This is a genomic window from Enterococcus sp. AZ095b, assembly GCF_051714725.1.
GTDB lineage: Bacteria > Bacillota > Bacilli > Lactobacillales > Enterococcaceae > Enterococcus_B > Enterococcus_B pernyi.
The window spans coordinates 1,593,973-1,612,585 of record NZ_JBIOSL010000001.1 but is presented as its reverse complement, the minus strand read 5'-3'; the positions used below and the strand labels follow the sequence as shown (position 1 = coordinate 1,612,585).

The window sequence follows — 18,613 nt, the reverse complement described above, 5'->3', positions numbered from 1 at the left end:
ATACCATATAGAATATGCTTGAAAGCGCTACAAATGTTAGGTGATGGAGGGAAAAAAATGTGGGGAATGATTGCAACCTGGCGCATGGCACATGAAGGTGTCTTGGCCGCTAAACAACAATTAGAAGCACAGTTTTCATGTAAAGATGCTGTGGAAACGGCGATCAAAGTGGTAGAAGATTATCCATTTTATAAATCCGTTGGTTATGGTGGGTTACCAAATGAAAAAGGGATCGTAGAAATGGATGCTGCTTTTATGGATGGAGAAACATTTAAGATTGGTGCAGTTGCTGGGATTACTGATGTAGCCAATCCGATTTCTGTTGCTCGGCAATTAAGCGATGAAAAATTCAATAGTTTTCGAGTAGGGCAAGGAGCAACAGAATATGCAATGCTATCTGGTTTTGAACGAAAAAATATGTTAACGGCACGTGCAAAAAAAATATGGGAACAACGAGTAAAAGAAATCGCCACGTTGAATTTAGATCCTTATGATGGCCATGATACGGTCGGAGTTGTCGCGCTCGATACGCAACAACAGATGGCAGTAGGAACATCCAGTTCCGGTTTGTTTATGAAAAAACATGGACGTGTAGGAGATTCGCCATTATCTGGTTCGGGATTTTATGTGGATAGTACGATTGGCGGTGCAGCAGCTACAGGCTTAGGGGAAGATCTTATGAAGGGCTGTCTCTCTTATGAAATCGTTCGATTGATGGGGAATGGATGTACGCCACAAGTGGCTTGTGATCGAGCCGTTTATGGATTTGATGAGCGATTGCGCAAACGTTATGGCAAAGCGGGGGCGTTCTCGTTAATAGCATTAGATAAATATGGCGAATGGGGGGTAGCTACGAACGTTGAATTTACATTTAGTGTTGCAACGATGGCTCAAGAACCAGCAATTTTCATGGCTAACCCTGGTCCAGATCAGACGACAGTGATCACACCAATCACGCAAGAATGGCTTGATGCCTATGAAGCACGTATCAAAGCACCAATTTAACAGCGAATCGGATAAACGGTTAACAAGAATAAAATGGAGGAATAAATATGACAACTAAAAAAATTTATTTGTTTTGTGAAGCAGGAATGTCAACAAGTATTATGGTCAATAAAATGATGGACGTCGTCAGAAAACACAAAATGCCATTAGAAATTGCCGCTTTTCCTGCGATCCATGCGGAAGAAAAAGTCGCACAAGAAAAACCTGTGGCTATTTTATTAGGGCCTCAAGTCCGTCATTTAGCGAGTAAAATGAAAGAAACGTTTGACCCAATGGGGATTCCTGTTGGCACGATTGCTCCAGAAACATATGGCATGATGGACGGAGAAAAAGCGTTGAAAGATGTCTTGGGTTTGATCAAAAAATCAAAAGCGACAAAGTAGAGTGGCAAAATGAGATTTTCGATCGAAGAATTATGTCCTCAAACAAAAATAAAGCAACTGGATGGGAGGAAGAAACATGCAAAAATTTTTGGATTGGTTAGAACGTGTGTTAACACCAATGGCGAAAACAATCGGTGAAAACAAGTATTTGATTGCGATTCGTGATGGTTTTTTGCTATCAACACCCTTATTGATCGTAGGATCGCTCTTTTTAGTTTTGACTAATTTTCCAATTCCAAATTGGAATGAAACGATGAGCCATATTCTCGGAGATAACTGGTCAACGATGTTGAATATGCCTGCCACGGCAAGTTTTGATATTATGACGATTTTAGCAGTTGGGGGTATTGGCTATAGTCTGGCAAAACAATTTAAAGTAGATGCCATGCAAGCGGCAATTATTTCATTGGTCGCTTTTTTTATCGTGACCCCTTTTACAACCCTGTTTACACCAGAAGGCTCCACTGAAGTCTATGAAGTAGGAAGCTTGCCATTACGTTGGATGGGCTCTAGTGGCCTGTTCTTAGGGATGGTCGTGGCTTTGGTTGCTACCCGATTCTTTGTCGCTTTATTACGTAAAGGTTGGACGATCAAAATGCCAGAAGGTGTGCCACCAACCGTCGTACAATCCTTTGAAGCGTTGATCCCAAGTTTTGTGATTGTTACTCTTTTTATGATTGTCAATTGGTTAGCCAATCTAACCTCATATGGTAATTTACAAGAAATACTATTTAAGTTCCTACAAACTCCTTTACTTAGCTTAGGAAATACTCTAGGCGCGATGATCATAGCCTACTTATTCTTGCACTTTTTTTGGTTTTTCGGTATCAACGGTTCGAGTGTGGTTGGGGCAGTATTCAATCCGATTTTACGAGCACTATCCGTTGAAAATTTAGATGCTTTCAAAAATGGCGCAGATATACCAAATATCATCACAGGTCAATTTCAAGATATGTTTGCTACTTTTGGTGGTGGGGGATCTACGCTTTCATTGATTCTAGTCATGATTCTAGTATGCAAAAGCCAACGAGTGAAAAAACTGTCGCAATTGTCACTAGTACCAGGGATTTTTGGAATCAATGAACCGATTATTTTTGGTTTACCAATTGTTTTAAATCCAGTCTTACTTATTCCATTTGCACTCGTACCCACGATCAATATCATCATTTCCTATTTTTGTATGGATTTAGGATTAGTAAACTATACAAATGGTATTCAACTGCCGTGGACAACACCACCGATCATCTCTGGCTTCATAGTTAGTGGGTGGCAGGCATCTGTTTTGCAAGCATTACTGATCCTACTAGGAATGGCTATTTATTATCCTTTTATCAAAGTGCTAGATAATCAGTATTTAAAAGAAGAAGCAGAGGCGATACAGGAAGAAGAAGAAATCGATTTTGACGAATTCGATTTTGATGATTTATAGGAAAAGAGGCCGTAGGAATGAAAAAAATAGTCTTGATTCTCAATCATTTAACTGCAGGCTTGGGCAGTGATGAAAATGCCCAGCTATCTCCTGGAGGCAAAAAAACAGCCCTTGGACCTGGGCGTACCTTAAATCCACTTTTTCAAGAACACGATACAGAAATCATTGCTACATTGTATTGTGGTGATCAGTATTATCTCGATCACCAAGAAGAGGTGAATAAAAAATTTGTAGGATTTGCCAAAAAATTTAGTGCAGATGCTGTTCTTTGTGGACCGCGATGCATTATGCTAATTTTGGCATGATGGCAGCCCAATTAGCCTTGGCCTTCAGCGAACAAGGAATTCCCAGTGTAGCAGCGATGTCTGAAGAGAATCCTGCCTTTGCCAATTACACTGAAAAGATCAACATAATCAAAATGCCTAAAAAAGGCGGAATTGGTTTAAATGATTCATATAAAAATATCAGTCACTTTATTTCAATCCTCGCTCATCAAAATCAATCATCATGACTAGATTTCGATGAATCAACTAGTTTGTGCTAAGCAATCATCAGAAATAAATACCTCTAGGTCGGAATAGAATCAACCTCTAGAATTAAGGGTAACAATCACGAAATTGTTCTATAAATGCTTGTGGTTGTTGCCCTTATTTTATAGAGGTTTCTTTTTTGACGTTTATTTGGTATAGAGTGACAGACAAAATTTACCGTAACTTTTTTCTCAAATTTTTTAATAATCGAGAGTATAATCTTTGACCAAAGCTGACCAAATGAGTATAATAATCATGTAAAGGTTAAAGAAAACGAGACTTTAGACGGATGTTATAGACGTTAGAGAAAGTTATAGTTGACTTTGACCAAACAACTTCTACTACAGGAGGGAAATATATGAATAGTGAAAAAATGACAACTACGCTCCAAGAAGCGATTGCAGAAGCACAACAAGTAGCGATGACAAGAAAACATCAAGAAATCGACATCGTTCATTTATGGAAGATCTTTTTACAGCCAAATCATTTTGGCCGTAATCTATATACAGATGCAGGTATCGATGCAGATGCGTTTGAACAAGAGATTGATCGAGTGTTAGATGAGTATCCAACAGTCTCAGGCAGCAATGTCCAATACGGACAAAATCTTAGTCAAAATCTTTTTCATTTATTGAATGAAGCGGATCAATTGAGAGAAAGTTTTGGTGATGAATTCTTATCCACTGAGATCGTGCTATTAGCTTTAATGAAATTAAAAAATTATCCACTGACTGTTTATTTGACAAAACAGGGACTGAATGAAAAAGAATTGCGTAAAAATATCGAAGACATGCGGGGAGGAGAGCGTGTGACCTCAAAAAATCAAGAAGAACAATATAAAGCGTTAGAAAAATATGGTGTCGATCTCGTCCAACAAGTTCGTAGTGGCAAAATGGACCCGATCATTGGCCGAGATGAAGAAATTCGTGATGTGATCCGGATCTTGTCACGTAAAACTAAAAACAACCCTGTGTTGATCGGGGAACCTGGTGTTGGTAAAACAGCGATCGTTGAAGGATTAGCGCAACGTATCGTTCGCAAAGATGTACCAGAAAACTTAAAAGATAAAACCATTTTTTCTTTAGATATGGGTGCCTTGATTGCTGGAGCAAAATTCCGTGGGGAGTTTGAAGAACGCTTAAAAGCAGTCTTGAAAGAAGTGAAGAAAAGCGATGGACGGATCATCTTGTTCATCGATGAGATCCACAATATCGTCGGTGCAGGAAAAACGGAAGGTAGTATGGATGCCGGTAACTTGCTTAAACCGATGTTAGCTCGTGGGGAACTTCATTTGATCGGGGCGACTACTTTAGATGAATACCGCCAATACATGGAAAAGGACAAAGCGTTAGAGCGCCGTTTCCAAAAAGTATTAGTTAAGGAACCAACTGTTGAAGATACGATCAGTATTCTTCGAGGATTGAAAGAGCGTTTTGAGATCCACCATAGCGTCAATATCCATGACAATGCTTTGGTTGCGGCAGCTACATTATCCGATCGCTATATCACAGACCGCTTTTTACCTGATAAAGCCATTGATTTGATCGATGAGGCAAGTGCTACGATCCGAGTGGAAATGAATTCCATGCCAACGGAATTAGATCAAGTGACTCGTCGATTGATGCAGTTGGAGATCGAAGAAGCAGCTTTGAAGAAAGAATCTGATGATGCAAGTAAAAAACGTTTGAAGAACTTACAAGAAGAACTAGCCGATCTTCGAGAAGAAGCCAATGCGATGAAGATGCAGTGGGAAACTGAAAAAGAAGAAGTAAATACCGTTTCTTCTAAACGTGCAGAAATCGATAAGGCAAAACATGAATTAGAAGACGCAGAAAACAATTATGATCTTGAGCGTGCTGCTGTTTTGCGTCATGGTACCATTCCACAATTAGAGAAAGAACTAGCAGAACTTGAAGCAAAAACAAAAGACAGTGACATCAAGATGGTACAAGAATCTGTCACTGAAAATGAAATTGCTCAAGTCGTAGGTCGTTTAACAGGGATTCCAGTAACAAAACTCGTGGAAGGTGAACGCGAAAAACTAATCAAGTTGAATGAAACTCTTCATAAACGTGTCATTGGGCAAGATGAAGCGGTAGACGCAGTAAGTGATGCGGTCATTCGTTCTCGTGCGGGATTACAAGATCCAAACCGACCATTGGGTTCATTCTTATTCTTAGGACCAACTGGTGTCGGTAAAACCGAACTAGCAAAAGCTTTAGCAGAAAACTTGTTTGATTCTGAAGAGCATATGGTGCGGATCGATATGAGTGAATACATGGAAAAACATGCCGTTTCTCGTTTAGTTGGTGCGCCTCCAGGCTACATTGGCTACGAAGAAGGTGGACAGCTAACAGAGGCTGTGCGACGAAACCCATATACGATCGTTTTGCTTGATGAAATTGAAAAGGCACATCCAGACGTCTTCAATATTTTATTACAAGTATTAGACGATGGTCGTTTGACGGATTCCAAAGGTCGTCTCGTTGACTTTAAAAACACGGTGATGATCATGACAAGCAATATCGGTTCTCAATTATTGTTAGAAGGTGTCACCCCAGAAGGAACGATTCCAGAAGAAGTCGAAGAACAAGTGCGAACGATCCTTCGTGGTCATTTCAAACCAGAATTCTTGAATCGTATTGATGACACGATCCTCTTTACGCCATTAAGTCTAAACAATGTCAAAGGGATCGTTGACAAGATGATTTCTCATTTGGCACATCGTTTAGAACATCAAGAAATCATTTTGGAAATCAGTGACGAAGCAAAAACATGGATTGCAGAAAATGCGTACGAGCCTGCATATGGCGCACGCCCATTGAAACGATTCATCACAAAAGAAGTTGAAACGCCATTGGCTAAAGAAATCGTAGCTGGTAAAATCATGCCAAAATCGAAAGTAACGATCACTTTGTTTGATCACCACTTGGCATTCGCAACTGAAAACTTACCCGAAGATGAATCATAAGAAACGCTTGTACTACCCTTATACATGACAGAAGGGGAAAGCATTACCTGTCAAAGTAAAAGACTATTACTGATAGTCTGCACTTTGACAGGTATTTTTTTTCGTCTATACTTAATAAACAATTACATGGTTCATTGAAGGACCAGAACTAGAAAATGAATGGTGGTCGTCAAGTTAACGGCTAAACCTATGATTTACTGTATTCAAAACGGTAAAAGTAAGTGTTTTCATAAATCGGTAGACAAGCTAAGATAGGAAATGTAGATGAGGTGATAGTGTGATGATCAAGGAACGAGAAAAAGCAATCATTCAATATATTTTGATGAACGAACATACGACGGTCACAAAAATAGCGAAACACATGAATTTATCGAATAAAACAGTTTCACAATCATTAAAATTGATCGATGAACTATTTAGCGGAACAACCATCGAACTAATTAGAAAACCACGAGTTGGTGTCTCGATCAACGGTGATCCAAACGAAGTACTAAGTGAGCTTGATACGACGACAATGGTAACAGTTCCAGCTTCTAAAAAAGAACGTATCCAATTCCTCTGTTTTGAACTCTTGAAAAAAAAGACCTATTTCACTCGCCAAGCACTACAAGATACACTATTTATAAGCAAATCGACATTAGAAGGTGATATGAACCAAGTCCATGAGATTTTCCGCCATTTCAACGTTAGCATCGATCGCCTGCCTGGTAAAGGTTCATTTCTAAACTTATCAGAGCAAGAAAAAAGACGCTTAGCATTTGATCTAATCTACTATTTTTGGGGTAGTAATTGGAAAATCACCAAAAAGAATCAACTATATCTACACTCGATCCAAGGCATTCCTCCTTTTGTCAATGAGTTCATCGACATGAAGAACATCACATTAGTTGATACATTATTACAGGAATACCTAAGAGAGGCACAAATAAGGTTGAATGATACGACCTACCATTCATTATTGCTCCATCTGTTGATTATGATTGATCGCGTAAGAGAAGATAACTATTTAGAAAGTGAAGGAGTATTTGGAAAAGTCAGAGAAAATAAACCATTTGATTTATTCATTCGAAAATTAGAAAAAACTTTCTTATTGACATTACCTTCTTCTGAAGTCCGTTATATTCTCTTACACTTAGAAGGTGATACATTGCTTGAACAAACGAAGCAAATGCATGAAGTGACAGATGAACACATTCGCCAATTGATTCACGAAAATGTAACCCTTTACAACGAAAGTATCATTTTAGGGTTAGTTACGCACATCAAAGAAGCAGTCTTGCGTATCAAAAAAGGATTATTGATCCATAATCCTTTTTTACAAGATGTGAAGAAAAACTTTCCTGTGGCTTTTACAGAAGCCATCCAATTAGCGAATGCCTTAAGCCAAGATTTTTCCATCAACGTCCCAGAAGATGAAGTCGCTTTTCTTGCTGTCCATATCCAAGCAATGAAAGAGCAAAAAGAAGAAAAACATCAAAAGAAAGTCAGTGTCTTACTTGTTTGTAGCAGTGGCAAAGGCACCTCACAACTCTTGGCTGCCCGACTTCGTAGAAATTATGAGAAGATCGAAATTTCTAGGATACTTTCGATCCAAGAGTTGATGCAGACATCGATCGATGAAGATCTGGTGATATCGACTGTCAACTTGAACCTAGAGACGATACCAACGATCAATGTTTCACCGGTTCTCAACAAATTAGAACGTCAGAAAATCGAGCAATTTTTAAAAAATGCCCAAAATAAACCAATCAAATCAACGAATCACTTTGGGAAGTTGATCAAAGATGACTTGATCTTTTTGGATCATTCATTCACAGACTATCAAGAAGTGATCCAATTCGTAGGACAACAATTGATTAAAAAAGGATACGCAGAAGAAAAAATCATCTCTTCTTCTTTAGAAAGAGAACAGCTTTCTTTTACCTCTTTTGGAAAATTTGCAACACCACACGGGGCCCCTAAATATGTTAAAAAATCGGCGATCGTCTTTTTACGATTAGCTAATGAATTGATGTGGGGAGAAACGAAAGTCAAATATTTATTTTTCATCTGTATTAAAGATGAAACAGCACAAGAGCTGGAAGAAATCTATGATGTCATGCTAGAGATCATCGAATCTGGTGAAAAAAACTATTTGTTAAAGGGAACAAAAAATGAGATCAAAAACTATTTGAAAGAGGAATTTTAATATGAGCATTGCAACTTTACTACCTTCTGATCATATTTTTTTAGATATGGAGAGTACAACCAAAGAAGAAACGATTCGTCAATTAGGGGAAGTTCTAACGAATAACGGCTTAATCAACAACAAAGAAGCATATATCCAGTCTGTATTAGAAAGAGAAGAACATTCGACGACAGGCATTGGGAACAATATTGCCATTCCTCATGGGAAAAGTGAAGCAGTCAGTGAGCCAGCAATTGTTTTTGCTAGATTGAAACAACCAATCGATTGGCAATCATTAGATGAAGAGCCAGTCTTTGTGGTCATATTATTGGCGATCCCAGAGTCACAAAAAGGGGATACTCATCTAAGGATCTTATCTGAAATTGCGATGAAATTGATGGATGATGACATTACGGCACAGTTAAAAAATGAGACAGATAAACAACAAATCGCGAAACTATTAAGCGAATAAACAAATGAAAAGAGGAAAAAGAGATGAAAAGAAAAATTATCGCAGTTACAGCCTGTGCTACAGGGGTCGCTCATACGTATATGGCAGCCCAAGCACTTAAAAAAGCAGCAGCAAAACGTGGAGATTTGATCAAAGTGGAAACACAAGGAGCAACAGGTATCGAAAATGAATTGACTGAAAAAGATTGCAACATTGGCGAAGTCGTTATTTTTGCAGTGGATACAAAAGTGAGAAATGAAGAGCGTTTCAAAGGAAAAACAATCTTAAAAGTACCAGTCGCAGCACCAATCAAGAATGCCGAAAAAGTCATCGAAGAAGCTTTAGGAATGATCGACTAATCAATTAATCAGTGGGGGAGAAAGTAAATGAAAAAAATAGCAAGTGAAATCAAAAATCATGTTTTAACAGGAATTTCTTATATGATACCTTTGGTAATCGCTGGAGCGGTCATCATGGCCATTTCTCGTGTGGGTGGTTCATTTTACGGGATTGTTGATATTTGGGACGGTTCTCATGGCGAGAGTGGTAATGCAATCATTCGTTTATTGCATAGTTTAGATGGCTTCGGTGGCACAGCCCTTGGTTTGATGTTCCCAGTGATTTCCGCATTTATTGCCTATTCGATCTCAGACAAATTAGGGATTGCTCCTGGTTTAATTGGTGGGATGCTAGTGAAAGATATCAATGCAGGCTTTTTAGGCGCCATCGTTTCTGGTCTGATTGCTGGTTATGCGTGCTTGTTGATCAAAAACAAAATCAAATTGCCAAAATCAATGGCATCCGTTGTACCAGTATTTCTAGTACCAGTATTAGGCACATTGATCACCGTTCTATTAGTCAATTATGTGATTGGGACGCCATTTGCAGCATTGAACGTTGGTTTAGAATCATGGTTGAACGGTTTAAGTGGTGGGAATGCCATCGTTATGGCAGCGGTCGTTGGCGCAATGGTTGGATTTGACTTAGGTGGACCAGTCAATAAAGCGGCAGTGACCACAGCAATGGCACTATTGACTAGTAATGTTTATGCACCAAATACTGCGGCACAAGTGGCCATCATCATTCCACCCATCGGATTAGGGTTAGCCACGATCTTTGCGAAAAATAAATACAACAATGAATTAAAAGAAGCTGGGAAATCAGCTGTGATCATGGGGCTTGTCGGTATTTCTGAAGGAGCGATCCCGTTTGCCGTTGAAAATCCATTGAAAGTTATCCCGATCAATATGATTGGTTCTGCTTTAGGTTCTGCGCTGGCAGTTGGTTTAGGGGCAGTGAACACTGCACCGATCTCAGGATTCTATGGCTGGTTCACCGTAGAAAAATGGCCGATCTATGTACTTTCGATCGCTACAGGTGCGTTGTTTATCGCGATCCTAACTAGCGTGCTACGTTCAAAAGATGCTGGACAAGAAGTAGAATCAGCAGTTGAAGAATTTGATGAAGCTGCTTGGGAAGAACAATGGGAAGCGTAACTATGACAAATATACACATTGTAAATCACACACATTGGGATAGAGAATGGTACTTTACTTCAATGGATTGCATCGTTTTAAGTGATCAGTTGTTTACAGATGTTTTGGAAGAGTTGAAAAGACAACCTAATGCTACTTTTGTTTTAGATGGACAGCTTTCGATCCTCGATGATTACTTGGAACTATATCCAGAGAAATTAGCAGAGATCAAAGAATTAGTTGCGAAGGGTCAATTATTTATTGGCCCTTGGTTCACACAAACGGATGCGTTTTTTGCCTCAGGGGAATCTATTTTAAGAAATGCAATGGTGGGCGTCTTTGAAAGTAAAAAATATGGGGAGTATCTACCTATTGGTTATCTTCCAGATACATTTGGATTCAACGCACAAATGCCGACGATTTTAAACGAAGCTGGGTTTGACAATATCATTTTTTGGCGTGGGATCGACTTAGGCGAACATGTCCAATCGCCATATTTCAAATGGAAGAGTTTAAGCGGGGAGAATGAATTGTATGCAGTGAACTTTCCCCAAGGATATGGTGCGCAACAACAACTAGAGCCAACGAAGTGTTATGTGGAAGGACGATTAGACAAAGGCATTGATTTTATCAAGAGCTACGCAGATGAAACAGAAATTTTGATTCCAACAGGAAACGATCAATTAGGGATCATCTCGTCTTTAGAAGAGAAAATCGATAAAATCAATCAAATCGGTAAATATAACTATAAAACAAGCACGTATCAAGCGTTCATGGATTTGGTCCGTCAAAAGGATCTGGAAGAGTATCAAGGAGAGTTTCGCGCGCCTGTTTTTGCCCGTGTGCATAAGACGATTGGTTCTGTCCGCATGGATCTAAAACGTGAGATTTTCAGATTAGAGAATAAACTGACACTTGAAATCGAACCAATGGTCGTGATTGCCAAGGAGCTAGGCATCGTTTTGAGCAATCGGTTAGTCATGAAGGCATGGAAAAAATTATTTGAGTGCCAAGCACATGACAGTTTAGCCGGCTGTGTGTCAGATAGTGTTGCGCAAGACATCGCCCATCGTTTGAAAGAAGTATCAGAAATCTGTGACAGTATCGAAAACTTGGTATTGAAAAGAATTTCTGAAGGACTACAGCTGACAGATCAACAATTCTTGATTTTGAATACTTCAGTTACACCTTTCAAAGGAAAAAAAGTGGTAAAACTTATCTCAAAAGTCAATCAAATCGGAGTATTGGGCCATGATTCTGCTGTCATCTCGATGGATTATGTGCCTAGCCGCCAAAATATCATGCAAGAAACACCTGCCGGCAATCGATTTATTGAAGAGCCAGGGTACTATATTTTACAAGTAGCAGTTGATTGTTCCTTTGATGGACTAGGTTATCAAGTCTTCGATTTCGTCGAACAGACTACAGCTGATCTACCTGATATGACGCCACGAACGATGATCTCAAAAGGGAACTATTCTTTGACTTTTGAAGAGGGACAACTTGCCTTTTCAGATGGTGACCAAACGATTAGAGACTTCTTGAAAATCGTGGATGATAGCAATGCCGGAGATACTTACGATTATTCGCCGATACCTAATGATCACCCAGTCTCTTTGACATTTGATTCATGTAAAGGCAACGAAGAAACCTTGATCTTGGAAGGAAAACTAGAGCTTCCTTATACATTGGCAGAACGTATCGCCGGTCAAACAACGAAAGTCTTCGCTTACCAGCTGACATTGAAGTTAACGGAACAGGGAGAGGTCCAAGGTTGTCTTTCTTTTAGAAATTCTGTATTAAATCACCGTGTCCGTATCAAAACAAAGTTGAATCAATCGATTGAAAAGGTCGTCTCTGCGATCCAATTTGGTTACTTAGAAAAAATAAACCAGTCAATGAACGATTGGGAACAAAAATACTCTGAGATGCCAGTAAATATCGAGCCCTTTGAAAAACAAGTGATCGCGTATAGTTCTGAAGAGGCATTAGTGTTTTATACCGAACAAAGTAAGGAATACGAATATATCAATGACTCCTTATACGTCACGGTATTAGCCACGACGGATTCGTTAGGGAAACCAGATTTGCTGTATCGTCCAGGGCGGGCTTCAGGAGATACGACGAAAAAAGGGCATATCATGATGGAGACACCGCTTGCTCAAATGGAAAATCAACGGATCGATTTTGACTTTTCAGTGCGCATGGCGCCAACTGATATTTCAGAACACACATTAGTGACATGGAAATCAGACAAAGAACAACCGTCGATTTCGTATCAATTGCAAGATTTGAATTATTTCGTTTATCGAATCGACAATAAGATCCAAAGTAGAATCCAACCACTTTCTTTGAGTGAAACGACGTATACGCAAATTTCGTTAGATTTGGAAGAAGGATTGGCTGTCAGTGCGATCCATAACGCTTATTATTCAGAAGGCGTAGTGATTCGATTAGTTAATGGAACTTCAGAAAAGCGTTACCTTGAGCCAGAGAAGCTTTTTGCAGGGTTCAAATACACACGTATCAATGCCTTAGAAGAAGAAGTGACAGAGACAAAAACGATCAGCGGCTATGGCTTAGCCACTTATTTATTAACAAAATAAAAAAACGTTGAGGCACAAGTTGATTCTCAAGGAGTTGCTTCTGGAATACCGTTTAGCGGGTTTTAGGAACAGCAAGTTGACTACTTGTGTCTCCGTTTAGTTGTGAAATTGAAAGAGGAGAAATTATGGCGATACACCTTTTATTTTTAGCTTTGATCCCAGCATTAGGGTGGGGCATGATGCCAATATTATCTAAGATCATGGGGGGCAAGTCAGAAGAACAATTGATTGGCACCACCATTGCTGCTTTATTATTTGGGTTGATATTTAGTTTGTTTCAGCAAGTAACATACCAAACGGTTTCATTCATTGTTTGTTTTTTGTCCGGAGTATTCTGGGCGGTGGGGCAATATTTTCAGTTCCGCGCATTAGAAAAGGCTGAAGTGTCAAAAGCGATGCCCATATCTGTTGGGACACAATTAGCCTTTGTCACGCTTATTTCAGGAATTTTTTTATTGGAATGGACGAGTTTCTTTGTCGCTATGATGTCGATCGTGGCGTTGGCGGTCATTTTAGTCGGTGTGCTATTGGTGACTAAGACAAGCAATGGAAACAGCGCAGTGGCGAAACAAGTGATTGTCTTTTTGTGCATTTCATCTGCGTTTTTGATGCTATATGTAACGATCACTAGTTATTTTGATATTCATGGACCGCAAGTGTTTCTACCTCAATCCATCGGCATGTTTGTTGGAGGGATGATCCTCTCAATGAAGAAAATCAGACAATTGAAAGTCAACGCTATCGCTCGAAATATCCTCACTGGTAGTTCCTGGGTGATCGCTAACACGACGTTATTTGCTGTGTCTGCGTCTTTAGGTGTGGGTATTACTTATGCCTTTTCGCAAATGAGTTTACTTGTCGCAACTTACGGAAGCATCATTATTTTGAGAGAGAAGAAGACATCATTAGAAAAACGCTCAATCTATTTGGGTACATTGGTGTATGTAGTGGGTGTGGTTGGAATGAGTCTTTTAAAATAAAGAATTGAAAAAAATTGACAAAGGATCAAACAAAATCCCTTGCCAATTTTTTTTATTTATCTATCATACTTGTTACGATTGATCAGTGATCTAATTTTTGTAGTCGGTAACTCTCAAAATGTGCTGGGTCTTTTTTCACTTGGACCCACGCATAAACACCCATGATAAAGGCGCCGACTGTATTTGTTAGTAAATCTCCCATTGTATCCATCAATGCTTCGCGTCCGACGAAGAGTGTACCATCAGATGCAGCAAACCGTTGCAAGTTCATTCCTAAGAATTGGTCGCATAAAAACTCCCAGAATTCCCAGAAAACACCGCATAACCCAGCAAAAGCAAATCCAAATAAAAGAAATAGCCAAGGACTTGTTTTCTCGATTGGTGCGTCTTTCAGCAAGAAGCCGATCAAACCGTAACCTAAGGCAGTCAGAACCATCGGGCTAACGGCGTGTAAGATTTTATCCCAAAATGAAATAATACTGATCAAGTGCATACCTGTTCCTAAAAAGACAGAAATGAACAAGAAAAACCAATAAAATAAAACAATGGCATCAGGAACATGGATCTTGAATAATCGGCGAACGATCTGTGGCAAATAAATCAATAGGATACCTGCCAGTGATTCGACGATAAAGGTAATTCCTTGTGTGGTCGAATATTTGTTTGTTACAAATTCGAAAATGTTATAACCAACAACAAATAGACCGAAAATCGTTAATGCAATCTGAACTTTTTTTACTGTCTTACTCACTAATTTTTCCCCCAGCTAGATATGATTTCAATGCTTTGAACAATGCTTCTTCAGAAGACACGATCGTTCCGTTCAACTTGATCAAGCCGACCGTATAAAGATTTAAATAATGGAACTGATTTTCACCAGCCTGTTGCAAGGCAGCGACTTTTTTTGGATGAGTCGCACCTTGTTGGCGGCTGTCTGTATATAAACCAATGATCGGGATGCCTTTAGCATAGGCGACACCGATCTCAGAAGCAACTCCGGCATCGATCGTCAATCCGTCTAAAAGTGCGATCATCAAGTCACTTTCTAGTACTTTTTCTGTATCAGCCAAGGCAATCATTTTGCTGTCTGCATATGCAGTCTTATCATTGATTGCTTCGTTTTCTTGTGGTAGATAGATCGACAAATCAGAAGAAATCTCTCTAATTTTTTTGACAAGAGATTCGTTATAAAGCAAATCTCCTTTTGCAAAAAGTGGTGCTGCAAAATAAATATTCATTCGTTTCAACATCCTTTGTATTAGAAATAGTCACTAAAATAAGCTTCCATGTTTGGGATGATTCGCTCTAATGTCTTGACCATCTCCTCATCTGTGGTTATGCGCTCGATTCGAGCAAGGTAAGAAGCACGACGATAATTCATCATTAGACACGTCAATGTTTGGATATCTAAACGAACCATTTTACCAATCGGTTCATTAACGATTGACAAGTGGCCATCTCGCCACGTCAAGCCAAATACGCCATTATTCCAAGGTGCCACGGAATCTTCCACGATGAAATGGAAGTCTTCTGCTGTACCAGAAAAAGGGAAGCGCTGGATAAATTCTTTGACGTCAACGATCCTTGCCATAAAGTAAGGTTCGATCTGTTCTTTGATTTGACTATCTTCTAATAAAAAAGCAAGGGGTTCATTTTTGTAGATATCGCCATGTACCCAGTAAACCATTGAAAAATGTGCAGAGATGAAGTTCCACAATCCGTTACGCGCCTCTTGGTTCAAATAAAACATCTCTTTGACATGGAAGACTTCTTCGGCGACCCAATAAAAAAGCACTCCGGTTGGTTCATTGTCACTATTGTAATAAATCGCCGCAGTCCGTTCTTCTTCATTTTCAAAACGCCAATATTCTTCCCAGTGAAAGGCACTACGAAACAGCGCACCATGATTCTTTCCCGCAAACTGTTGATAGACACGGAAAACATCTTCGTGATCGACAGGCAGTCGTTCCACGATACCAGAAACAGGTACTTGTTTAGGTAGTTGCGTATCACGTATTTTAAAGGATAACTTATCTGACATGATTTCCCAACCTTTACGCCTGTAATAAGGGATATTGTAAGGATAAAGATAAGAGACCCACTGTTTGTTTTTGCGCATGTTGTCTAATGCGACGATGATCAAGTCTTGCATCAATCCATGGTTGGCATATTCAGGATAGGTTCCAACACCAGTCACTCCGCCCATTTGGTACCGTGTACCGTGGATATTAACCTCGCAAGGATAGATCGCGATTTGAGAAATCAATTTTTCTTTATGAAACCAGCCGAATACATTTGATAATTCTAGAATCGGTCGCTTGGAACGTACAAATTCCCGTTTGTTTTCAAATCCACTTTCTTCAATATCAGAGTCAGTGACTTGAAAAACGTAGGAAAGTAACTCATTGAACTGGTCAACATGTTCCTCCGTGACAGGCTTCAACTCAAAATTTTCTCTAAAATCTGTTTGGTCCATTTTTTCAACTCCAATTTAGTTACTTGTTCACAGTATAACAAAAGTTTCTAAAAAAAACTTCTAAAGTCCTTAGAAGGAAAAAGTCTTTAAATTCCTCCTTTTCGTTGGTATAATGAAAAGTGCTGATTATATGAAAAGAGGAGACGCTATGGATATAAAGAAAATGAAACAACGCCAACAGCAAATTCGAAATTTTTCGATCATTGCTCATATCGACCATGGGAAATCAACTTTGGCCGATCGGATTTTGGAAAAGACGAACACTGTGACGTCTCGCGAAATGCAAGATCAGTTATTAGACTCCATGGATCTAGAACGTGAACGTGGGATCACGATCAAACTTAATGCCGTAGAATTGAACTATACGGCTAAAAACGGGGAGACGTACATCTTCCATTTGATCGATACCCCAGGGCACGTCGATTTTACCTATGAAGTATCTCGAAGTTTAGCTGCCTGTGAAGGCGCAGTCTTAGTCGTGGATGCCGCTCAAGGGATTGAAGCACAAACATTAGCCAATGTTTATTTGGCATTAGATAATGACCTAGAGATTTTACCAGTCATCAATAAGATCGATTTACCAGCCGCAGATCCAGAGCGTGTGCGTAATGAAATCGAAGAAGTGATCGGCATCGATGCCAGTGAAGCGGTCTTAGCAAGTGCGAAGTCTGGAATTGGTATCGAAGAAATACTGGAACAAGTAGTGGAATATGTCCCAGCACCTTCAGGCGATCTAGAAGCTCCTTTGAAAGCCTTGATTTTTGATTCGATCTATGACAGTTACCGCGGGGTTATTTTAAACGTACGTATCACCGATGGTGTTGTCAAAGCAGGGGATAAAATCAAATTGATGAGTAATGGCAAGACCTTCGATGTGACCGAAGTCGGCGTTTTTTCACCAAAAACGATTGCTCGTGACTTTTTGATGGTCGGTGATGTCGGTTATATCACCGCAAGCATCAAGACAGTTCAAGATACAAGTGTTGGGGATACAGTGACACTTGCGGATAATCCAGCTACAGAAGCATTACCAGGTTATCGTAAAATGAACCCAATGGTCTATTGTGGTTTATACCCGATCGACACATCACGATATAATGATCTGCGTGAAGCATTGGAAAAACTTCAACTGAATGATGCTGCTTTGCAGTTTGAACCAGAAACATCACAAGCACTTGGCTTTGGTTTCCGTTGTGGCTTCTTAGGATTACTTCACATGGATGTCGTCCAAGAGCGTTTAGAGCGTGAGTTCAATCTTGAATTGATCACGACAGCGCCTTCTGTAATCTATCATGTCAACAAAACAGACGGTTCGATGGTCGTTGTTGATAATCCTGCTGATTTTCCTGAACCAGTCACGATCCAAGATGTCGAAGAACCTTTTGTGAAAGCACAGATCATGGTACCTAATGAGTACGTTGGTGCAGTCATGGAACTTTCGCAACGTAAACGTGGCGATTTTATTACAATGGATTATTTAGATGATTATCGTGTCAATGTCGTTTATAACTTGCCTTTGTCAGAGATCGTCTTTGATTTCTTTGACAAACTAAAATCAAGCACGAAAGGCTACGCTTCACTTGACTACGAAATGTCAGGTTATCAAAAGAGCAAGCTAGTGAAAATGGATATCTTGCTGAATGCTGAAAAAGTCGACGCATTAAGCTTCATCGTTCACCGTGATTTTGCCTATGAACGCGGAAAAGCCATCGTTGAAAAACTGAAAAAACTGATCCCTCGTCAACAATTCGAGGTACCGATCCAAGCGGCGATCGGACAAAAAATCGTTGCCCGTTCAGACATCAAAGCCTTACGTAAAAACGTGTTGGCCAAATGTTACGGTGGTGACGTTTCCCGTAAACGTAAACTTCTTGAAAAACAAAAAGAAGGTAAGAAACGAATGAAACAAATCGGTAACGTCGAAGTCCCTCAAGAAGCCTTCATGGCCGTTCTGAAAATGGATGAGGATGAGCCGAAGAAATAGCCTAATAGGCTATTGCAAAAAAACTTAGTTCTTTGTCAAATGATGTTGGTTAAGAGGAATATTAGAATAATTATGACAGAAAGAAGTGGAGAATTTCTTTCTGTCTTTTTTTCTGGAAAACAATGTTTTTCCATGTTGAAGCAAGATCCTTCATTT

At 39.5% G+C, this 18,613-nt stretch carries 14 protein-coding genes and 1 pseudogene; 12 read left to right on the top strand and 3 right to left on the bottom strand.

Annotated features, from left to right (window positions below; translation table 11 throughout):
* Positions 1-57 precede the first annotated feature (57 nt).
* The 11 genes and pseudogenes from IGJ99_RS07760 to IGJ99_RS07710 all read left to right on the top strand — a co-directional run bounded on the left by IGJ99_RS07760 (position 58) and on the right by IGJ99_RS07710 (position 13,997).
* Entirely contained in the window at positions 58-1,005 is a 948-nt protein-coding gene (locus tag IGJ99_RS07760; RefSeq protein WP_010735327.1) for a N(4)-(beta-N-acetylglucosaminyl)-L-asparaginase, read from the top strand.
* 47 nt (positions 1,006-1,052) lie between these two features.
* Positions 1,053-1,388 (top strand): PTS sugar transporter subunit IIB, encoded by a 336-nt coding sequence (locus tag IGJ99_RS07755; RefSeq protein WP_010735328.1) that lies wholly within the window; start codon positions 1,053-1,055, stop codon positions 1,386-1,388.
* A gap of 76 nt (positions 1,389-1,464) precedes the next feature.
* Positions 1,465-2,817, top strand: a complete 1,353-nt coding sequence (gene celB / locus IGJ99_RS07750; protein WP_438770730.1) for a PTS cellobiose transporter subunit IIC — start codon at positions 1,465-1,467, stop codon at positions 2,815-2,817.
* 17 nt (positions 2,818-2,834) lie between these two features.
* Positions 2,835-3,328, top strand: a pseudogene (locus tag IGJ99_RS07745) (GrdB-related putative oxidoreductase).
* A gap of 377 nt (positions 3,329-3,705) precedes the next feature.
* Entirely contained in the window at positions 3,706-6,318 is a 2,613-nt protein-coding gene (gene clpB / locus IGJ99_RS07740) for an ATP-dependent chaperone ClpB (protein ID WP_077151292.1), read from the top strand.
* 280 nt (positions 6,319-6,598) lie between these two features.
* Positions 6,599-8,506 (top strand): BglG family transcription antiterminator, encoded by a 1,908-nt coding sequence (locus tag IGJ99_RS07735; protein WP_438748112.1) that lies wholly within the window; start codon positions 6,599-6,601, stop codon positions 8,504-8,506.
* 1 nt (position 8,507) lies between these two features.
* Positions 8,508-8,957, top strand: a complete 450-nt coding sequence (locus tag IGJ99_RS07730; RefSeq protein ID WP_010735333.1) for a PTS sugar transporter subunit IIA — start codon at positions 8,508-8,510, stop codon at positions 8,955-8,957.
* A 23-nt stretch (positions 8,958-8,980) separates the two neighbouring features.
* A complete protein-coding gene (locus IGJ99_RS07725) occupies positions 8,981-9,295 on the top strand; it encodes a PTS fructose transporter subunit IIB (RefSeq protein ID WP_010735334.1) in 315 nt (104 codons plus the stop codon).
* A gap of 27 nt (positions 9,296-9,322) precedes the next feature.
* Positions 9,323-10,432: a PTS fructose transporter subunit IIC gene (locus tag IGJ99_RS07720; RefSeq protein ID WP_023519754.1), complete on the top strand. Its 1,110-nt coding sequence runs from the start codon at positions 9,323-9,325 to the stop codon at positions 10,430-10,432.
* A 2-nt stretch (positions 10,433-10,434) separates the two neighbouring features.
* The gene (locus IGJ99_RS07715; RefSeq protein ID WP_077151295.1) at positions 10,435-13,017 is read left to right on the top strand and encodes a glycosyl hydrolase; all 2,583 of its coding nucleotides are present in this window, start codon (positions 10,435-10,437) and stop codon (positions 13,015-13,017) included.
* Between the two features lie 125 nt (positions 13,018-13,142).
* On the top strand, positions 13,143-13,997 hold the full coding sequence (locus IGJ99_RS07710) for a GRP family sugar transporter (RefSeq protein ID WP_010735337.1): 855 nt from the start codon (positions 13,143-13,145) through the stop codon (positions 13,995-13,997).
* A gap of 82 nt (positions 13,998-14,079) precedes the next feature.
* Here IGJ99_RS07710 and IGJ99_RS07705 read toward each other — a convergent pair whose 3' ends face one another.
* The 3 genes from IGJ99_RS07705 to IGJ99_RS07695 are packed head-to-tail and all read right to left on the bottom strand — an operon-like array spanning position 14,080 to position 16,473.
* Complete coding sequence (locus IGJ99_RS07705; RefSeq protein ID WP_019723399.1) at positions 14,080-14,748, bottom strand: hypothetical protein; 669 nt, start codon at positions 14,746-14,748, stop codon at positions 14,080-14,082.
* A complete protein-coding gene (locus IGJ99_RS07700; protein ID WP_010735339.1) occupies positions 14,741-15,235 on the bottom strand; it encodes a nucleoside 2-deoxyribosyltransferase in 495 nt (164 codons plus the stop codon). The genes IGJ99_RS07705 and IGJ99_RS07700 overlap by 8 nt, the downstream gene beginning before the upstream one ends.
* 20 nt (positions 15,236-15,255) lie before the next feature.
* Complete coding sequence (locus IGJ99_RS07695) at positions 15,256-16,473, bottom strand: GNAT family N-acetyltransferase (protein WP_023519751.1); 1,218 nt, start codon at positions 16,471-16,473, stop codon at positions 15,256-15,258.
* 148 nt (positions 16,474-16,621) lie between these two features.
* Here IGJ99_RS07695 and lepA point away from each other — a divergent pair, with 148 nt between their 5' ends.
* Positions 16,622-18,457 (top strand): translation elongation factor 4, encoded by a 1,836-nt coding sequence (lepA, locus tag IGJ99_RS07690; protein WP_010735341.1) that lies wholly within the window; start codon positions 16,622-16,624, stop codon positions 18,455-18,457.
* The last annotated feature ends 156 nt before the right edge of the window (positions 18,458-18,613 follow it).

Bases quoted from the DNA above. Each gene is read 5' to 3' on its own strand.
- IGJ99_RS07760 (WP_010735327.1), top strand. From the start codon at position 58: ATGTGGGGAATGATTGCAACCTGGCGCATGGCACATGAAGGTGTCTTG.
- IGJ99_RS07755 (WP_010735328.1), top strand. From the start codon at position 1,053: ATGACAACTAAAAAAATTTATTTGTTTTGTGAAGCAGGAATGTCAACA.
- celB (WP_438770730.1), top strand. From the start codon at position 1,465: ATGCAAAAATTTTTGGATTGGTTAGAACGTGTGTTAACACCAATGGCG.
- clpB (WP_077151292.1), top strand. From the start codon at position 3,706: ATGAATAGTGAAAAAATGACAACTACGCTCCAAGAAGCGATTGCAGAA.
- IGJ99_RS07735 (WP_438748112.1), top strand. From the start codon at position 6,599: ATGATCAAGGAACGAGAAAAAGCAATCATTCAATATATTTTGATGAAC.
- IGJ99_RS07730 (WP_010735333.1), top strand. From the start codon at position 8,508: ATGAGCATTGCAACTTTACTACCTTCTGATCATATTTTTTTAGATATG.
- IGJ99_RS07725 (WP_010735334.1), top strand. From the start codon at position 8,981: ATGAAAAGAAAAATTATCGCAGTTACAGCCTGTGCTACAGGGGTCGCT.
- IGJ99_RS07720 (WP_023519754.1), top strand. From the start codon at position 9,323: ATGAAAAAAATAGCAAGTGAAATCAAAAATCATGTTTTAACAGGAATT.
- IGJ99_RS07715 (WP_077151295.1), top strand. From the start codon at position 10,435: ATGACAAATATACACATTGTAAATCACACACATTGGGATAGAGAATGG.
- IGJ99_RS07710 (WP_010735337.1), top strand. From the start codon at position 13,143: ATGGCGATACACCTTTTATTTTTAGCTTTGATCCCAGCATTAGGGTGG.
- IGJ99_RS07700 (WP_010735339.1), bottom strand. From the start codon at position 15,235: ATGAATATTTATTTTGCAGCACCACTTTTTGCAAAAGGAGATTTGCTT.
- IGJ99_RS07695 (WP_023519751.1), bottom strand. From the start codon at position 16,473: ATGGACCAAACAGATTTTAGAGAAAATTTTGAGTTGAAGCCTGTCACG.
- lepA (WP_010735341.1), top strand. From the start codon at position 16,622: ATGGATATAAAGAAAATGAAACAACGCCAACAGCAAATTCGAAATTTT.